Source organism: Acidovorax sp. AC410, assembly GCF_979253235.1.
Window position 1 is genome coordinate 6,253,865 of record NZ_CEEDCG010000001.1, and the last position, 15,125, is coordinate 6,268,989.

Here is a 15,125-nt window from a genome sequence, read left to right on the forward strand (position 1 = left end):
TTCTTGCATTGCCTTCAAGGCAATGGTTAGTTGCTTATTCTCTATGAATAGCAATGGTAAACCAGCATCGATCTTGCGTGCATCGAGGCTCCAATCAACCGATAGCCACGCGGGTGCTGCGCCTTGCGCTGCAAAGCCCGGCGCCCTACTCTGGAGCTTCCATGAACCAACGCCTTCGAGTCCCCCTGCTTCTTGCCGTGCTTGCCACCACGTTGACAGCGGCACACGCCCAAACCGCCACTGCCGCCAAAGACCCTTGGCCCGAGCAGAGCGTGCGCCTGGTCGTGCCCTTCCCGCCTGGTGGCGGCACCGACGCGGTGGCCCGCGCCCTGGGGCAGAAGCTCGGTGCCCGCCTGGGCACGCCCGTGGTGGTGGACAACAAGCCCGGCGCCTCCACCATCATCGGCACCGAGGCCGTGGTGCGTGCCAAACCCGACGGTTACACCCTGCTGGTCTCGGGCTCCACCAGTTACTCGGTGAACCCCGCGCTGCGCGCCAAGCTGCCGTACGACCCGGTCAACGACCTGGTGCCCGTGGCCACGGTGGCCCGCGCGCCGCTGGTGATGGTGGTCAGCGCCAGTGCGCCCTACAAGGACCTCAACGCCCTGATCGCAGCCGCCAAGGCCGCGCCCAAAACCCTCCACTACGCCACCTTCGGCTCCGGCTCGGGCCCGCACCTGGCAGGCGCGCTGCTGGAGCAGGCCGCCGGCATCCAGCTTCAGGACGTGCCCTACCGCGGCAGCAGCCAGTCACTGATGGCCCTGATCGGCGGCGAGATCCAGCTGGGCATCGACACCGTGGCGGCGGCGGCACCGCAGATCCGCGCGGGCAAGCTGCGCGCCCTGGCGATTGCGGGCAAGAACCGCTCCAGCATGCTGCCCGGCGTGCCCACTGTGGCCGAGCTCCAGCTGCCCGATGCGGCCTTCGACGCCTGGTATGCCATCGCCGCGCCGGCACGCACGCCGCTGCCCATCATCCGCCGGCTGGTGACCGAGGTCGAGGCCGTGACGCGCGACCCCGCGATACAGGAACAGATGCGCGCCCAGGGCATGGAGCCCGTACACCTGGGGCCCGTGGCCACGCGTGCCGTGATCGACGACGAGATCGGGCGCTACCGCGCCCTCGCCCACCGCGCCAAAATCATTGTGGAGTGATGACAGCATGACGACAACGACGATGAACCCATCCCGCGAACAACTGCTGGCCAGCGTCCAGCACCACTTCGATGGCGGCACCTTCGAGGCCGACCTGCGCCGCCGCGTGGGCTGGCGCACCGAGAGCGACACCGGACAGCCCGGCGCTCCGGCCCTGCGCCAGTACCTGACCGACGAGATCGTGCCCGGCCTCATCCCCCTGGGCTTTGCCTGCGAGGTGCTGGACAACCCCGACGCACGCGGTGGCCCGGTGCTGCTGGCGCGCCGCGTGGAATCGCCCGACCTGCCCACGGTGCTCACCTACGGCCATGGCGACGTGGTCAACGGCCAGGATGCCAACTGGCGCGAAGGCCTCTCGCCCTGGGAACTGAAGATCGAAGGGGACCGCTGGTATGGCCGCGGCACGGCCGACAACAAGGGCCAGCACACGGTGGTGCTTGCGGCCCTGGCACAGACGATCGCCGCCCGCCAGGGGCGCCTGGGCTACAACGTGACCCTGCTCATGGAGATGGGCGAGGAAGCCGGCTCGCCCGGCCTGGCCGCCTTCTGCCAGCAGCAGCGCGAGGCCCTCAGGGCCGATCTGTTCATCGCCAGCGACGGCCCGCGCGTGAATGCGGCGCGGCCCACGCTGTTTCTGGGCTCGCGCGGTGCCATCAATTTCTCGCTCACGGTGCAAAGCCGACCCAAGGCCTACCATTCGGGCAACTGGGGCGGTGTGCTGTCCAACCCCGCTACGGTGCTGGCCCACGCGGTGGCCAGCATGGTGGATGCCCGAGGCCGCATGCTCGTGCCCGGCCTGCTGCCCCCGCCTCTGCCCGAGAAGCTGCGCACGGCCCTCAAGGACGTGGTGATCGGCGGCGGCGCCGACGATCCGGCCCTGACGCCGGGTTGGGGCGAGCCGGGCCTCACACCGGGCGAGCAATTGGTCGGCTGGAACACGCTGGAGGTGCTGGCACTGGGTGCGGGCTTGCCCGCACGGCCCGTCAACGCAATTCCCTCCAGCGCAGTGGCGCACTGCCAGCTGCGCTTCGTGGTCGGCACGGACTGGAGAAACCTCCAGGACATCGTGCGCGCCCACCTCGACGCACATGGCTTTGCCGAGGTGGAGATCGAACTCGGGATGCAGTGCGGCGCCACGCGCCTGGACCTGCACAACCCCTGGGTGGACTGGGCACTCGCGTCGATGCAGCACAGCGCGGGCCATGCCCCCACCCTGCTGCCCAACCTCGCGGGCTCGCTGCCCAACGACATCTTCGCCGACGACCTCCAGCTCCCCACGCTGTGGGTGCCGCACTCGTACCCGGCCTGCGCCCAGCACGCGCCCAACGAGCACCTGCTGGCCAGCGTGGCGCGCGAAGGCCTGGCCGTGATGGCCGGCCTGTTCTGGGACCTGGGCGAGCCTGCAGGTGTGCCCTGGAAGGAAGGCGCGCTGGCCGCTGAGGCTGCGGCGGGGTAAAGACATGGTGACGGCCAGGCCGTCACCCATTCGTCACAGCGCCGGATCGCGCAGTTCGTGGCGGATCGCGTCGATGGCCTTGAGCACCTCGGGAGACAGCGTCGTGCCCCAGGCGTTCAGGTCTTCTTCGAGCTGTGCCACCGAGGTCACGCCGATGATGGTGCTGGCCACCTGCCACTTGGTGTAGCAGAACGCCAGCGCCAGCTGCGTGGGCGTGAGGCCGTTTTCGCGCGCCAGCGCGTTGTAGCGGCGCGCGGCCACCAGCGACTCGGGGCGGCCCCAGCGCTGCTTGCGCACCGATTCGTACGACGAGATGCGCGCACCCTTGGGTGCGTCAGGGCCAGTGGTGCCGCTCTCGTCGTACTTGCCCGTGAGCAGGCCGAAGGCCAGGGGCGAGTAGGCCAGCAGCGACACGTTCAGGCGGTGGCAGGTCTCGTCCAACCCGTTTTCCCAGGTGCGGTTGACCAGGCAGTAGGGGTTCTGCACCGTGGCCACGCGCGGCAGGCCATGCTGCTCGGCCAGGCGCACGAATTCATGCACACCGTAGGGCGTCTCGTTCGAGAGGCCGACATAGCGCACCTTGCCGGCCTTGACCAGGCCCGCCAGCGCTTCCAGCTGCTCATGGATGGGGGTCTGCGAGGTTTCCTTGGCTGGGTCGTAGTACATGGCGCCGAAGGCCGGCACGTGGCGCTCGGGCCAGTGGATCTGGTAGAGATCGATCACGTCGGTCTGCAGGCGGCGCAGGCTGCCCTCACAGGAGGCAACGATGTCTTGAGGCGCCAGGCCCTTGCCTTCGCGCACCCAGGGCATGCCGCGCGAGGGGCCGGCCACCTTGGTGGCCACCACCAGCTTTTCGCGCGCGCCCGGGTTCTTCGCGAACCAGTTGCCGATGATGGTCTCGGTGGCACCAAAGGTCTCGGCCCTGGCGGGCACCGCGTACATCTCGGCGGTGTCGATGAAGTTCACGCCCCGGGCCAGCGAGCGGGCGAGGATGTCGTGGGAATCGGATTCGTTGACCTGTTCACCAAAGGTCATGGTGCCCAGGCAAATGGGGGTGACGTGCAGATCGCTCTGACCGAGCTGGATGGTTTTCATGCGGACTCCGTTGGCAAGCCGCGCAGTTTACGGGTTGCCGGCAAAGTCTGCAGGACAGGGCCTGACCACCCCCCAGACCTACCCCGACAGACCCCAGACGCTGCGCAGCAACTGCAGCGTAGCCACGATGGCCGGGTCGTGCTCGGCCGCGCGCGGGTAGATGAAGCTCAACAGCGCCCCCACCCGGGCGTGCGGCCAGATCACCACCTCGCCACGTTCGCTGGCAGGCAAGGCCACGTCCTCGCGCAGCAGCGACAGGCCCACGCCCGCGCGCACCAGGCTTTGTGGCAAAGAGACCTCGTCGGACTCGATCACCTGGTGCGGCGTGAGCCCCTGGCGCGCGAACATGTCGCGCATCAGCGTCTGCACATGGTGCAGCGGCGGCGCACCGATCCAGGGCATGGCCGCGATGTCGCGCCAGCCCGCATGCAGCACCTGCGGCGCCTGGCTGGCTGGCCCGGCGATCCGGTAGTGGATGGTCTGCAGCGCCAGGCCCATGACCTCGCGCGGGATGTTGGGGCCGATGTAGAAGGCCCCTTGCAGCAGCCCCGCCGCAACCTGCTCGCGCAGTTCCTCGGCGGCACCGTTGCGCGTGCGGATCTCCAGCAGCGGCAGGCTGCGCACCAGGGCGCCCAGCAGCGAGCCCAGGCGCAGGGTGTCGGGGTCGGCTACGGTGCCCAGGGTGAGCGATCCCGTGACCTCGCCCTGCAGATCGCGGGCCTTGCCCAGCAGGTGGCCTGCGGCCGTCAGCACGTTCTCGGCCTCGGGCAGCAGGGCCTCCCCCGCCCGGGTCAGGCTGATGCGGCCCGGCCGCCGGTCGAACAGGGCCACGCCCAGTTCCTCCTCCAGGGCCTTGATCTGGGCGGTGATGGCCGGCTGGGTCAGGTGCAGGGCTTCGGCAGTGCGTGTCACGTGGCCGAGCTTGGCCGCCGTGACGAAAGCACGCAGTTGGTAGATCTCCATGCCGGTCAGGCCACGAAGAAGGAGCAGAAGAAGAAAGGTTCAGGCATCGGGCTGCATTGTGGCGTGGTCACACCTTCTTACTGGTCCAGAAAGCGCACCTGCGTGGGCTCGATGCCCAGGCGCACCTCGGAGCCCGGCGCGAACATGGCCAGGCCCGCATAGTGCGGCTGGTCGGTGACCATGGCCACCTCGCCCACGCGCACCCGGTAGCGCGAGAACTCGCCCAGGAACTCGGCGCTCTCCACCAGCCCGTTGAGCCACAGGCGCGAGGCATCGACCTGCTCGTCGCGCACGCGGATGCTCACCTGGTGCGGCCGGAAGGCCAGGGCCGCCGCGCCCACGGCGGGCGGATCGGCCGGCCGGGGCAACGTGAGGTTGCCCAGGCCCTCCACGCGGAACACCAGTGTTTCGCCCCCCACCGACACCACCTGCCCCTCCAGCAGGTTGGCCGTGCCCACGAAGCCCGCCACGAAGCGGTTGATCGGATAGTCGTACAGCCCCGTGGCGGCCCCCACCTGCTGCAGAATGCCCTTGTCCAGCACGGCCATGCGGTCGGCCGTGGTCATGGCCTCCTCCTGGTCATGGGTCACGAAGATGGTGGTGAGGCCCAGCTTGCGCTGCAGGTTCTTGAGCTCCTCGCGCATCTGCACGCGCAGCTGCTTGTCCAGGTTGGACAGGGGCTCGTCGAGCAGCAGCAGCTTGGGCTCGATCACCACGGTGCGCGCCAGCGCCACGCGCTGCTGCTGCCCACCCGAGAGCTGCCCGGGCCGGCGCTGCGCATAGTCACCCAGGCCCACCAGCTCCAGCACCGCGCCCACCTTGCGGCGGATGGCGTCCTTGGTTTCGCGCCGCTCCACCAGGCCGAAAGCCACGTTGTCCCATACCGTCATGTGCGGCCACAGCGCGTAGTTCTGGAACACCATGCCCACGTTGCGTGCATGCGGCGGCGTGCCGGTGATGTCCTGCCCGTCCACCAGCAGTTCGCCGCGCTGGTGCTGGTTGAAGCCCGCGATCAGGCGCAGCAGGGTCGACTTGCCCGACCCCGAGGGGCCCAGCAGCGCGAAGAACTCGCCGGGCTCGATGCGCAGGTTCACGTCGCGCAGCACCTCGGTGCTGCCATAGCTCAGGCTGATGTGCCGGGCTTCGAGAGAGACTTTGTTCAGATGCATGGAATGTTCACCCCTGTTTGGCCTGCACCGTGGTGCGCGAGCGTTCCACGAAGCGGTGCGAGAAATACGTACCCAGCCCCACCACCACCACGGCCAGCACGCCCAGGGCCGCGCCCGGGCCGCGGCCCGAGATGCTCTGCATGTACAGGTAGATGCCGTAGCTCATGGGCGCCTGGCTTTGCGCCGAGGCAAGCAAAATGGTGGCCGACAGCTCCACCGCCGCCGTGATGAAGCTGGTGACGAAGCCCGCGAGGATGCCGCCCATCATCAGCGGCACCATGATGCGGCGGATGGTGGACATGCGCGATGCCCCCAGGCTCTGCGCCGCCTCCTCCAGCGACACATGCACCTGCTGCAGCGCCGCCATGCATGAGCGCAGCGCATACGGCAGGCGCCGCACGGCATAGGCCAGCATGATCAGCACCCAGGTGGTGACCATCGGAGTGTCGGTGAAGGGCAGGTTCACGCCCTTGAACATGCGCAGGTAGCCGATCGCCAGCACCAGCCCCGGGATGGCCAGCGCGGCCGACGCCAGGTAATCGAGCCAGCGGCGCGCCGGCAGCTGTGTGCGCAGGATCAGGTAGGCGATGGACGTGCCGATCACCACGTCCAGCCCGGCCGCGATGAAGCAGTACAGCAGCGTGTTGCCGATCATCTGCTTGGAGTCGGTGAACACCGTGGCGTAGTGCTCCAGCGTGTAGGAGTCGGGCAGCACCGAGAAGCTCCACACCTTGGAGAACGACATCAGCAATATGCCGATGTGCGGCGCCAGCGTGACCAGCAGGATGAGCCCTATCCAGCCATAGGCCAGCACCGACTCCCAGGCCGACAGCCGCCTGCGCTGCAGCGAGCTGCCGCCCTTTTGCAAGGTGGCGTAGTCCTTGCCCTTCATCACGCGCGCCGCCATCCACAGCGCGAGGATGGAGAACGCGATCATGATCACGCTGATCACATAGCCGAGCGGGTCGTCGATGCCCACCGAGGTGATGCGCAGGTAGGCCTGGGGTGCGAGCATGTTGGTCACGCCCATCACCAGCGGCGTGCCCAGGTCGTCAAACACCTTCACGAAGACCAGGGCCGCACCCGCCAGGTAGCCCGGCATGGCCAGCGGGAAGATCACCCGGCGGAACAGCCGCCAGCCACGCGCGCCCAGGTTCAGGGCCGACTCCTCCATGGCACCGTCGATGTTGCGCATGGACGCCACCAGGTTCAGCAGGATGAACGGAAAGTAGTGGATGCTCTCGACGAAGGTCACACCCACCAGGCCGTCCATGATGGGCACCGTGAAGCCGAAGTACTCGTTGAGCAGCAGGTTGACGGACCCATTGCGCCCGAAGATCAGCTGCAGCGCCACTGCACCGACGAAGGGCGGCATGATCAGCGGCAGCACGCCCAGCGTCTGGATCAGCAGCGCCCCGCGGAACTCGAAGCGCACCGTGAGGTAGGCCAGGGGCACCGCGATCAAGCTCGCAAAGAACACGCTCGCCAGTGACACCACGAGGCTGTTGAAGAACGACTCGCGGAACACCGACTGTTCGAAGAAATTGGCGAAGTGCCCGATGGTGAGCGCCCCCGTCTCGTTGATGAAGGCGGTGTAGACCACCAGCCCCACAGGGATCAGCAGGAACAGCAGGAGAAAGGCCAGGATCAGCCCGAAGGCGACCCAGGGCCCCACACCCGTGAGGGCGTGCAGCAGACGGCGCGGGCGGGCCGCACCGGGCCCGGCAGCGCCGGGTTCGGAATAGACAGCAGACATGGTGGTGGCTTCCCGGCGCCCCTGCGGGGCGCCCAGGGCGCGGGTGCGCCGGTTAGGAGAGAGGGTTGCAGGCCCTTACTTGGCCATGGCTTGGGCTTGCTGCGCCAGACTGCGCGCGCGCTCATAGTTCTCGCGCGCCTTGGTGGCCCACAGCTGCTCCAGGCCCGTGAGCTGCTTGGAAACCTCGACGTCACGGCGGTTCTTGCGGAACAGCGCCAGGAACTCTTCGTTCTTCACGTTGCTCTCGCCCACCAGTGCGGTGTAGGCCAGGCTGCGCGCCTGCGCCAGCAACTCGCTACCCTTGGCATTGGGCTTGGCCTTCAGGGCCTTGTCCGCATCGTGGATGGCGCGGGTGGCGGCCTGCAGCTCCTTCAGGCGAAAGGTCACCATCTGGTCGAACAGGCTGGTGACCACCTGGTAGCGGTTCTCGGACAGGTCCGCGTCGAACTGCACCTTGGCGCGCTGTGCCACGTCCTGCGGCACCGGGTAGCCCGCAGGCGCCTTGAGACTGCTGTAGGGCAGGATGGGCAGGCGGCTGATCTTGGGATCGAACAACAGTTGCTGGCCCTCGGTGGACATGCTGAAGGCCATGAATTTCTTGGCCTCGTCGGTGTTCTTGCCGCCCGCGATCAGCGCGATGTTGGCCGGCACCACGGCCGTCATGGCCGGGTAGGCGAAGTCCACCGGAAAGCCCGAGTACTTGCCTGCCAGGCCGAAGAAATCGATCACGATGCCGATGCCGTACTGGCCGTTGTTCACGCCATCGGGCACGGCAAAGCTGCGGTCGGTCACGGCGGCGGCGTTGCCCATCATGGCCAGCAGCTGTGACCAGCCCTTGTCCCAGCCCTCGCCCTGCAAAATGGTCTCCACCGTGAGCTGCGTGGTGCCCGAACGCGATGGCGAGGAGATCGCCACATGGCCGAAGTATTCAGGGCGCGTGAGGTCGGCCCACTCCTTGGGCGCCGGCAGCTTGTTGGCCTGCAGGTAGCGCGTGTTCCACATGATGCCGTAGCCCGCCAGCGCCTGGCCGTAGTACAGGCCCTGCGGGTCGTTGAGCGGGTAGTTGCCGATCTTGGTCGGCGCCGCGGGGTTCTTCGTGTCGGGTGCGGCCTGCAGCAGCTTGTTGCGCGCCAGCACCTCGAAGGCATCGGGGGCCGAGGCCCACATGATGTCGGGGCGCTGGCCTTCGGGCAACTCACGCACGTAGGCGATTGCGGCCGTGGTGTTCTTGTTCAGGATCTCGACCTTGATCCCGGGGTTCTTGGCCTCGAAGGCCTTCTGGTAGGCCGTGGTCAGTTCCTTGGGGAAGGAGGTGAGCACCGTCACGGTGCCCGCCTGCACGCCCTGCACGGCACACAACAAACCGGCGGCCAGGGCCCCCGCACAAAGAATGCGCTGCATGGATGTCTCCTTGATGTTCTAGTGGCCCCAATGTAGGCCGCCACCGCAGCGGCGGCCAATCATTGTTTCTGATGCGGCACATCAGTCACACAGCCTGTCGGGTTATCACCTAGGACATCGGGAACCCACTCTCAGCGCTCCATCAACCCATTCGACGGCAACGTTTCATCGAGCAGCTTGCGCGCCGTCTCCACCCCCGCCACGGGCAGGCCCTTCGGGTCGAGCAGCCCCACCTGCACCAGCACGCTGGCCTGGTCCCAGTAGATGTGCTCGTGAAACAGCTTGTCGCCACGGAACTTCACCACCGCCAGCAGCGGTATCTCCACGCGCCGGCCGGTGGGCGCCACGCCCGGCAGCATCCACGGGATCTCGGTGGTGTGGGTGAAGCAGAACAGCATCTCGTCGACCACCTGCGTGGCCCCCACCGTGCGCGAGATCGGCGTGAGGCGGGTGTCGGGCGGGTTGCTGTTGACGAAGTGGCGCGTGTAGAAATCATGCAGATGCCGGTGGCCCACGCCGCCCGTCATGGTGGGGATGTGGTTCACGTAGGGCTCGGCCACCATGGTGGACATGGTGGCGTCCACGTCGCGCGTGGCGAACTCGTATTCGCAGTGCTTGTCCCACAGGGCCGACAGGTCGTAGTGCGGGCCCATGGCGCGCCGCAGCGCGGCCACGCTGCGCTGGTGCGCCATGAGGGCCGAAGGCTTGTGGAAGTGGTCGCCGCCCACCCGCGCAAATGCGTGGTCGGTGCCGGGGTAGACGTACAGCTCCACGTTCTCGCGGCCCGACAGGGCCTGCACGATGGCTTCGCGCGCCGGCGGTGGGCAAAAGCCGTCGAGCTCGGCGATGTGCAGCACCAGGCGGCACTGGATTTCTGCGGCCTCGGCTAGCGCGGCCTCGATGCCCACGCCGTAGTAGCCCACGGCTACGTCGGCATCGGTGCGGCACGCCGCCAGGTAGGCCAGCTTGCCGCCCAGGCAGAAGCCCAGCACGCCGACCCTGCCGCCGTGCGCTGCCACCTCGGGCCGTGCGCGCAGTGCTGAGATGGCCGTCTGCAGATCCTGAACGCCCTTGGCCTCGTCAAAGCCCTGGTACAACCCGAAGGCGCGCGGCATGTCGTTGGCGGCGTCGAGTTCCACCGCCGGTTCCTGGCGCCAGAACAGGTCGGGCACCAGCACCACATAGCCCTCTTCGGCGTAGTAGTCGGCCACGTCGCGCATGGTCTGGTTGACGCCGAAGATTTCCTGCGCCAGCACCAGCCCCGGGCCGCTGCCGCTGGCCGGGGTGGCGAGGTAGGCGCGAAAGCGGCCGCTGCCGTCTGCGGCGTCCAGCGTGGTCCATTGTCCTGGCATGTTCATGTCCTTTGTGGATGGGGAAGAGAAAACGATCGTCAGGCCCGGGTGCCTGCAGCCGCGGACGCCGCCAGCGGCGCAGGGGTGGCGGCGCCCGCATGCCGCGCCAGCAACTGCCGGGTGACCACCGCGTAGTTCGAGGGGTTCACCGGCTCCAGCCATTGCCGGAAGCGGGTGAAGGCGCCCAGGGGCAGCCCCATGTCCTGCAGCAGCTCGTCGATGTTGTGTACCGAGAACGGGATAATGTTGGTGCCCTTGGAGTGCTTGCCGTCGGTTCGCTCCTCCATCCAGGCCAGGCGCCGATCGATCTGCGCGTTCATCTGGTCCGGCGGTGGCAGCTGCAGCCCGCCGCGCAGGTGGTTGGCCAGCCACAGCGCACCGATCTCGCAGTTGAGCTGGCTGAAAAAGGACGAGTTGTAGCCGTTGAACGCCAGGCGCGGCATGCCCACGGGCAGGATGGAGCGGTACAGGCGGAAGTTGCCGCGCGCATCGGTCACGCGCTGCAGCACGCTGCTGTCGAAGAAGGGCACCTGCTGGTGCCAGCCCGTGCCGCAGACCACGATGTCGGCGGGCACCGTCTCGCCAGTGCTCAGCACGGCCTGGCCGGGCTGCAGCGCGCGGATGCTCACGCCCTTGCGCACACCCAATTCGCCGGCCGCCACTTTCTCGTAGAAGCCATCGGTCACCAGGCTCACGGTGCTGCGGGCAATGGTCTCCAGCGGGGTGCCCGGATGCAGGCCGATCTCGCGCAATTTGAGCTGGCGCGTGACCACCGACTCCACGCTGCCCAGCATGGAGTTGCGCACCGGCAGGCCCGGGCCGTGCAGGAATTTCTCGAAGCCCTTGGGTTCGATGTACTTGAACAGCGCCTCGCCCATGCGCGTGAGCAGCAGGAACTTGAAGTTCAGCACGTTCATGAACTTCTTCGGGATCTTCCAGATCAGCTGGCGCGCGAGCACCGTGGTGCTGGCGCTGTCGGCGGCGATGGCATTGGCCACGTCGCACGAGGACTTGCCGTAGCCCACCACCAGCACATGCTTGCCGCGCGCCTCGCCCGCATCGTTGAACTGGCTGGTATGGCACACGCGCCCGCCCGCGGCCACGAATTCATCCACGCCGGGGTAGTGCGGCACGGCCGGCTCGCTGAAGATGCCGTTGCACACCACCAGGTAGTCGAAGCGGTGCATCTCGGTCGGCAAGGCGCCCTGCCCTGCCAAGGCCCGGCGCGCCTTCACGGTCCATACGCCGGTCTCTTCGTCCAGTACCGCGCTCTCCACCGTGGTGGACATGCGCAGAGAGGGCACCAGGCCGAAGTGCTCGGCATACGAATGCAGGTAGGCCTGCACCTGCTGGCCCGAGGGCCACTCGGGGTAGCTGGCCGGCATCGGAAAGTCCGACAGTGCATAGGTGGTGCGCGGGTTCTGCGTGGTCAGGCCCGGGTAACGGCGCGAGGCAGCCCAGACGCCGCCTACGTCGGGCTCCTTCTCGAACACCGTCACCTCGAAGCCGAAGGCGCGCAGCACCTTGGCCGTGGAAAGTCCGGCAAAGCCGGCACCGATGATGCCTACAGATCGGATGGTCATGGCTTCTCCTTTACGACATGAGCTTGGGGATGGCGGGCTCGTACGACTCGGGCCCCATGGCCGAGTAGCCGCCGTCGCATGCATAGTCGGCACCGGTCACGAAGCTGGCCATGTCCGAGCACAGGAAGAGCACCACGTTGGCCACCTCGGCCGGGTCGCCCACGCGGCGCAGCAGGTGAAAGGGCGCAGCCACGCGGTCGGTCTTGGCGCGGTCGCCGCCGGTGAGCTGGTCCATGATGGCCGACCAGGTCCAGCCGGGCGAAACGCTGTTCACGCGCACGCCCTCGCCCGCCAGGTCCATGGCCATGCTGCGCGTGAGCTGCACCATGGCCGCCTTGCCCACCGGGTACAGCCAGCGCCCCGTCTGCGCCACGCCCGAAGAGATGCTGGTGAAGTTGACCACCGCCCCGCCCCCGGCCTTTTGGAAATGCGGGCGCACGGCCTTGAGCACCATCACCGCGCTGACCAGGTTGACGTTGAGCGAGGCCAGCCAGTCCTCGCGCGGCGAGGCGATGCCATCGTCCAGGTATGAGCAGGCCAGGTTCACCAGGTAGTTCACCCCGCCGTGGCGCTCGGCAGCCAGGGCCACACAGGCGGCCACCTGGGCGTCGTCGGTGATGTCGGTGCGGCTGAACAGCACCCCCTCACCCAACTCGTCCGCCAGCGCCTGGCCGGCCTCGGCGTTGATGTCGGCCACCACCACCCGCACCCCAGCCTGGTGCATTGCACGCACCACCCCGGCGCCGATGAGGGTGGCGCCCCCGGTCACGATCGCGCTCTTGCCGCGCATGCTGTCGAATCCCTGGACCATGCTGACTGACTCCTGTGCTGTCTGAAGTGTGTTGCAGTGCAGCAGCGGTAACACGCCGTCACATCCGCCTCCCTGCACCCGGGTGCTAACGCTCTTGCGCAGCACCCGGGGCCTGCACAAGAATAGAAAGGCAGCCCGCGCATCCACATCCCGAAAGCGCAGGGCGTATCCCGCAAACGCATGTTTTCGCGCCCCCTGCCGTGGCGTGTTTCGTGCTTTCCCAAGAACCAACACCCCACTGGCCGAACCGCATGCACACCGCCCAGCAGAGCAGCACCGCGCACCCGCTACCGCTGGAGCGCTTTCGCCTGTTCGACAGCCATGACCTGGACGAGGCGCGCGAGTTCGTGGGCCGCGTGTTCTGCCCGCACGAGCTGGCCACCCTGCACCGGGGCGCGCAGCTCGATGCCTGCCACCACAGCGTGCCCCTGCACCGCGATGCCAGCCTGAACTATGTGCAGTACGGCCCGGCCGTGCGCATCGAGCCGGGCCACCTGGGCGGCTTCTACCTGCTGCAGATACCGCTGCGCGGTGGCGCCACGGTGCGTTGCGGCGGCCAGGCGGTGGAGTCGCATGCGCTCATGGCCTCGCTGCCCTCGCCCACCGAGCCGCTGTCCATGCGCTGGCACGAGGACAGCCCGCAGTTCATCGTCAAGATCGACCGCGCGGCCTTGCATACCCGCATGTCGGCCCTGCTGCAGACACCGGTGCAGCAGCCACTGGTGTTCGAGCTCGGGGTGGACCTGGCCCAACCCGCGCTCATGGGCATGGCCAGCTTCATTGCCTACCTGCGCTCGGCGGTGGAGACCAATGCCTTCCTGCTGGGCCACCCGGTGCTGGCCGAGCAGGCCGAGAACCATCTGCTCACCAGCCTGCTGCTGTCCACGCAGCACAACTATTCACAGGCCCTGGCGGCCGGCACGGCCATGCCGGGCAGCGCACCCGTGGTGCTGCCGCGCGTGGTCAAGCGGGCGCAGGAGTTCATGCACAGCCGGCTGGAGCTGCCCATCACCCTGGCCGAGGTGTGCGCGCATGTGGGCGTCAGCGCGCGTTCGCTGCAGCAGACCTTTGCACAGTGCACAGGCAAGAGCCCCATGGCCTTCCTGCGCGAGCTGCGGCTCGATGCCGTGCGCGCAGCACTGCAACAGCCCTCCCTGGCAGAGCGTGCCCCGCAGGTCTCGGACATCGCGGCGCGCTACGGCTTCTTTCACCTGGGCCACTTTGCCGAGGGTTACCGCAGGCGCTTTGGCGAGACCCCGTCGGACACGCGCCAGCGGCACGGCAGGCCGCACTGAGTCCGGCTCACCCCGGCTGCGCCACGAAGGCATCGGCAAAGAACGCCATGGGCCGCATGCCCGCCAACGCGGCGAAGTCGTGCCGGGCAGCGTCCACCATGGCCGGGGCACCACAGGCGTACACCTCGTGCTGCGACAGGTCCGCATGGTCCTGCAGCACGGCCTGGTGCACCCAGCCGGTGCGGCCGGCCCAGGCATCGGCCTCGGGCGCATCCGACAGCACGGGCACATAGCTCAGGCGGCCCTGCAGGGCCTGCTCCCACTCCAGGCACAGGCCGTGCAGGTACAGATCGGCCCGCGCACGGCCGCCCCAGTACAGGTGTACGCGGCGCCCGCTGCCAGCGGCCAGCAGCTGCTCCACCAGGGCTTTCACGGGCGCGAAGCCGGTACCGCTGGCCAGCAGGATGGCCGGCGCCTGCGATGCCCCATCGTGCATGCCGAAGGTGCCGAACGGCCCCTCGATGCGCAGCACGTCGCGGGCTTTCAGCTTGCCGAACACCTGGTCGGTGAACAGGCCGCCCGGCAAGTGGCGGATGTGCAGTTCCAGCAGCTCCTGCCCCTCAAGGGCCGGCGTGGCCAGCGAGTAGCTGCGCCGGCGGTTGCCGGGCAGCAGCACGTCCACATACTGGCCTGCGGCGTAGTGCAGGCGCTGCTGGCCCGCCGGGGGCTGCAGCTGCACGCGCATGACGTCGGGCGCCAGGCGCTCCATCGCCACCACGCGCACCGGCAGCTTGCGCACGGCGATGCCCGGTATGTGCGGGATCTCGGCGCATTCGATATGCAGCGGGCTCGCGGCCTGGGTGCAGCACAGCAGGTGCATGCCCTGCCCGGCTTCTTCCGGTGACAGTGCGGCAGGCTGCGTACCTGGCAGGCACACGGCCTCGCCATGCACCACCCGGGCGCGGCAGGCGCCGCAGGTGCCGGTCTTGCACTGGTGGGGCAGCAGGATGCCCTGGCGCAGGGCGGCGTCGAGCACGCTTTCGCCCGCCGGGCTGGAGAAGGTCTTGCCGGACGGCAGCAAGGTGATGGCGTGCATGGGCGCGTCGGCCACGGCTGCGCCGACCTCTTCGATCATCTGCATGGGAAACCC

12 protein-coding genes are annotated in these 15,125 nt (G+C 68.1%); 3 read left to right on the forward strand and 9 right to left on the reverse strand.

Annotation, left to right across the window (positions count from 1 at the left end):
* Positions 1-161 precede the first annotated feature (161 nt).
* Together AC0IZS_RS29045 and AC0IZS_RS29050 are read left to right on the forward strand one after the other, a co-directional pair.
* Positions 162-1,154 (forward strand): Bug family tripartite tricarboxylate transporter substrate binding protein, encoded by a 993-nt coding sequence (locus AC0IZS_RS29045; RefSeq protein WP_471638852.1) that lies wholly within the window; start codon positions 162-164, stop codon positions 1,152-1,154.
* A gap of 22 nt (positions 1,155-1,176) precedes the next feature.
* Positions 1,177-2,610 carry a M20 family metallopeptidase gene (locus AC0IZS_RS29050; protein WP_471638853.1) on the forward strand — a complete coding sequence of 478 codons (1,434 nt, stop codon included), beginning with the start codon at positions 1,177-1,179 and terminating at the stop codon, positions 2,608-2,610.
* 33 nt (positions 2,611-2,643) lie between these two features.
* Here AC0IZS_RS29050 and AC0IZS_RS29055 read toward each other — a convergent pair whose 3' ends face one another.
* The 8 genes from AC0IZS_RS29055 to AC0IZS_RS29090 form a co-directional block, all read right to left on the reverse strand.
* Entirely contained in the window at positions 2,644-3,705 is a 1,062-nt protein-coding gene (locus AC0IZS_RS29055) for an aldo/keto reductase (RefSeq protein WP_471638854.1), read from the reverse strand.
* A 78-nt stretch (positions 3,706-3,783) separates the two neighbouring features.
* Positions 3,784-4,668, reverse strand: a complete 885-nt coding sequence (locus AC0IZS_RS29060) for a LysR family transcriptional regulator (protein WP_471638855.1) — start codon at positions 4,666-4,668, stop codon at positions 3,784-3,786.
* Between the two features lie 77 nt (positions 4,669-4,745).
* The gene (locus AC0IZS_RS29065; protein ID WP_471639596.1) at positions 4,746-5,831 is read right to left on the reverse strand and encodes an ABC transporter ATP-binding protein; all 1,086 of its coding nucleotides are present in this window, start codon (positions 5,829-5,831) and stop codon (positions 4,746-4,748) included.
* 13 nt (positions 5,832-5,844) lie between these two features.
* Positions 5,845-7,593: an ABC transporter permease gene (locus AC0IZS_RS29070; protein WP_471638856.1), complete on the reverse strand. Its 1,749-nt coding sequence runs from the start codon at positions 7,591-7,593 to the stop codon at positions 5,845-5,847.
* A 75-nt stretch (positions 7,594-7,668) separates the two neighbouring features.
* Complete coding sequence (locus AC0IZS_RS29075) at positions 7,669-8,994, reverse strand: ABC transporter substrate-binding protein (RefSeq protein WP_471638857.1); 1,326 nt, start codon at positions 8,992-8,994, stop codon at positions 7,669-7,671.
* Positions 8,995-9,125: 131 nt separating this feature from the next.
* Complete coding sequence (locus AC0IZS_RS29080) at positions 9,126-10,346, reverse strand: dienelactone hydrolase family protein (RefSeq protein ID WP_471638858.1); 1,221 nt, start codon at positions 10,344-10,346, stop codon at positions 9,126-9,128.
* Between the two features lie 38 nt (positions 10,347-10,384).
* Positions 10,385-11,929, reverse strand: a complete 1,545-nt coding sequence (locus tag AC0IZS_RS29085; protein ID WP_471638859.1) for a flavin-containing monooxygenase — start codon at positions 11,927-11,929, stop codon at positions 10,385-10,387.
* A gap of 10 nt (positions 11,930-11,939) precedes the next feature.
* On the reverse strand, positions 11,940-12,740 hold the full coding sequence (locus AC0IZS_RS29090) for an SDR family oxidoreductase (RefSeq protein ID WP_471638860.1): 801 nt from the start codon (positions 12,738-12,740) through the stop codon (positions 11,940-11,942).
* Between the two features lie 251 nt (positions 12,741-12,991).
* On the opposite strand from AC0IZS_RS29090, the gene AC0IZS_RS29095 reads away from it, so the two are divergent.
* Complete coding sequence (locus tag AC0IZS_RS29095) at positions 12,992-14,035, forward strand: AraC family transcriptional regulator (RefSeq protein WP_471638861.1); 1,044 nt, start codon at positions 12,992-12,994, stop codon at positions 14,033-14,035.
* Positions 14,036-14,042: 7 nt separating this feature from the next.
* Here AC0IZS_RS29095 and AC0IZS_RS29100 read toward each other — a convergent pair whose 3' ends face one another.
* Positions 14,043-15,116 (reverse strand): CDP-6-deoxy-delta-3,4-glucoseen reductase, encoded by a 1,074-nt coding sequence (locus tag AC0IZS_RS29100; protein WP_471638862.1) that lies wholly within the window; start codon positions 15,114-15,116, stop codon positions 14,043-14,045.
* Positions 15,117-15,125: the final 9 nt, after the last annotated feature.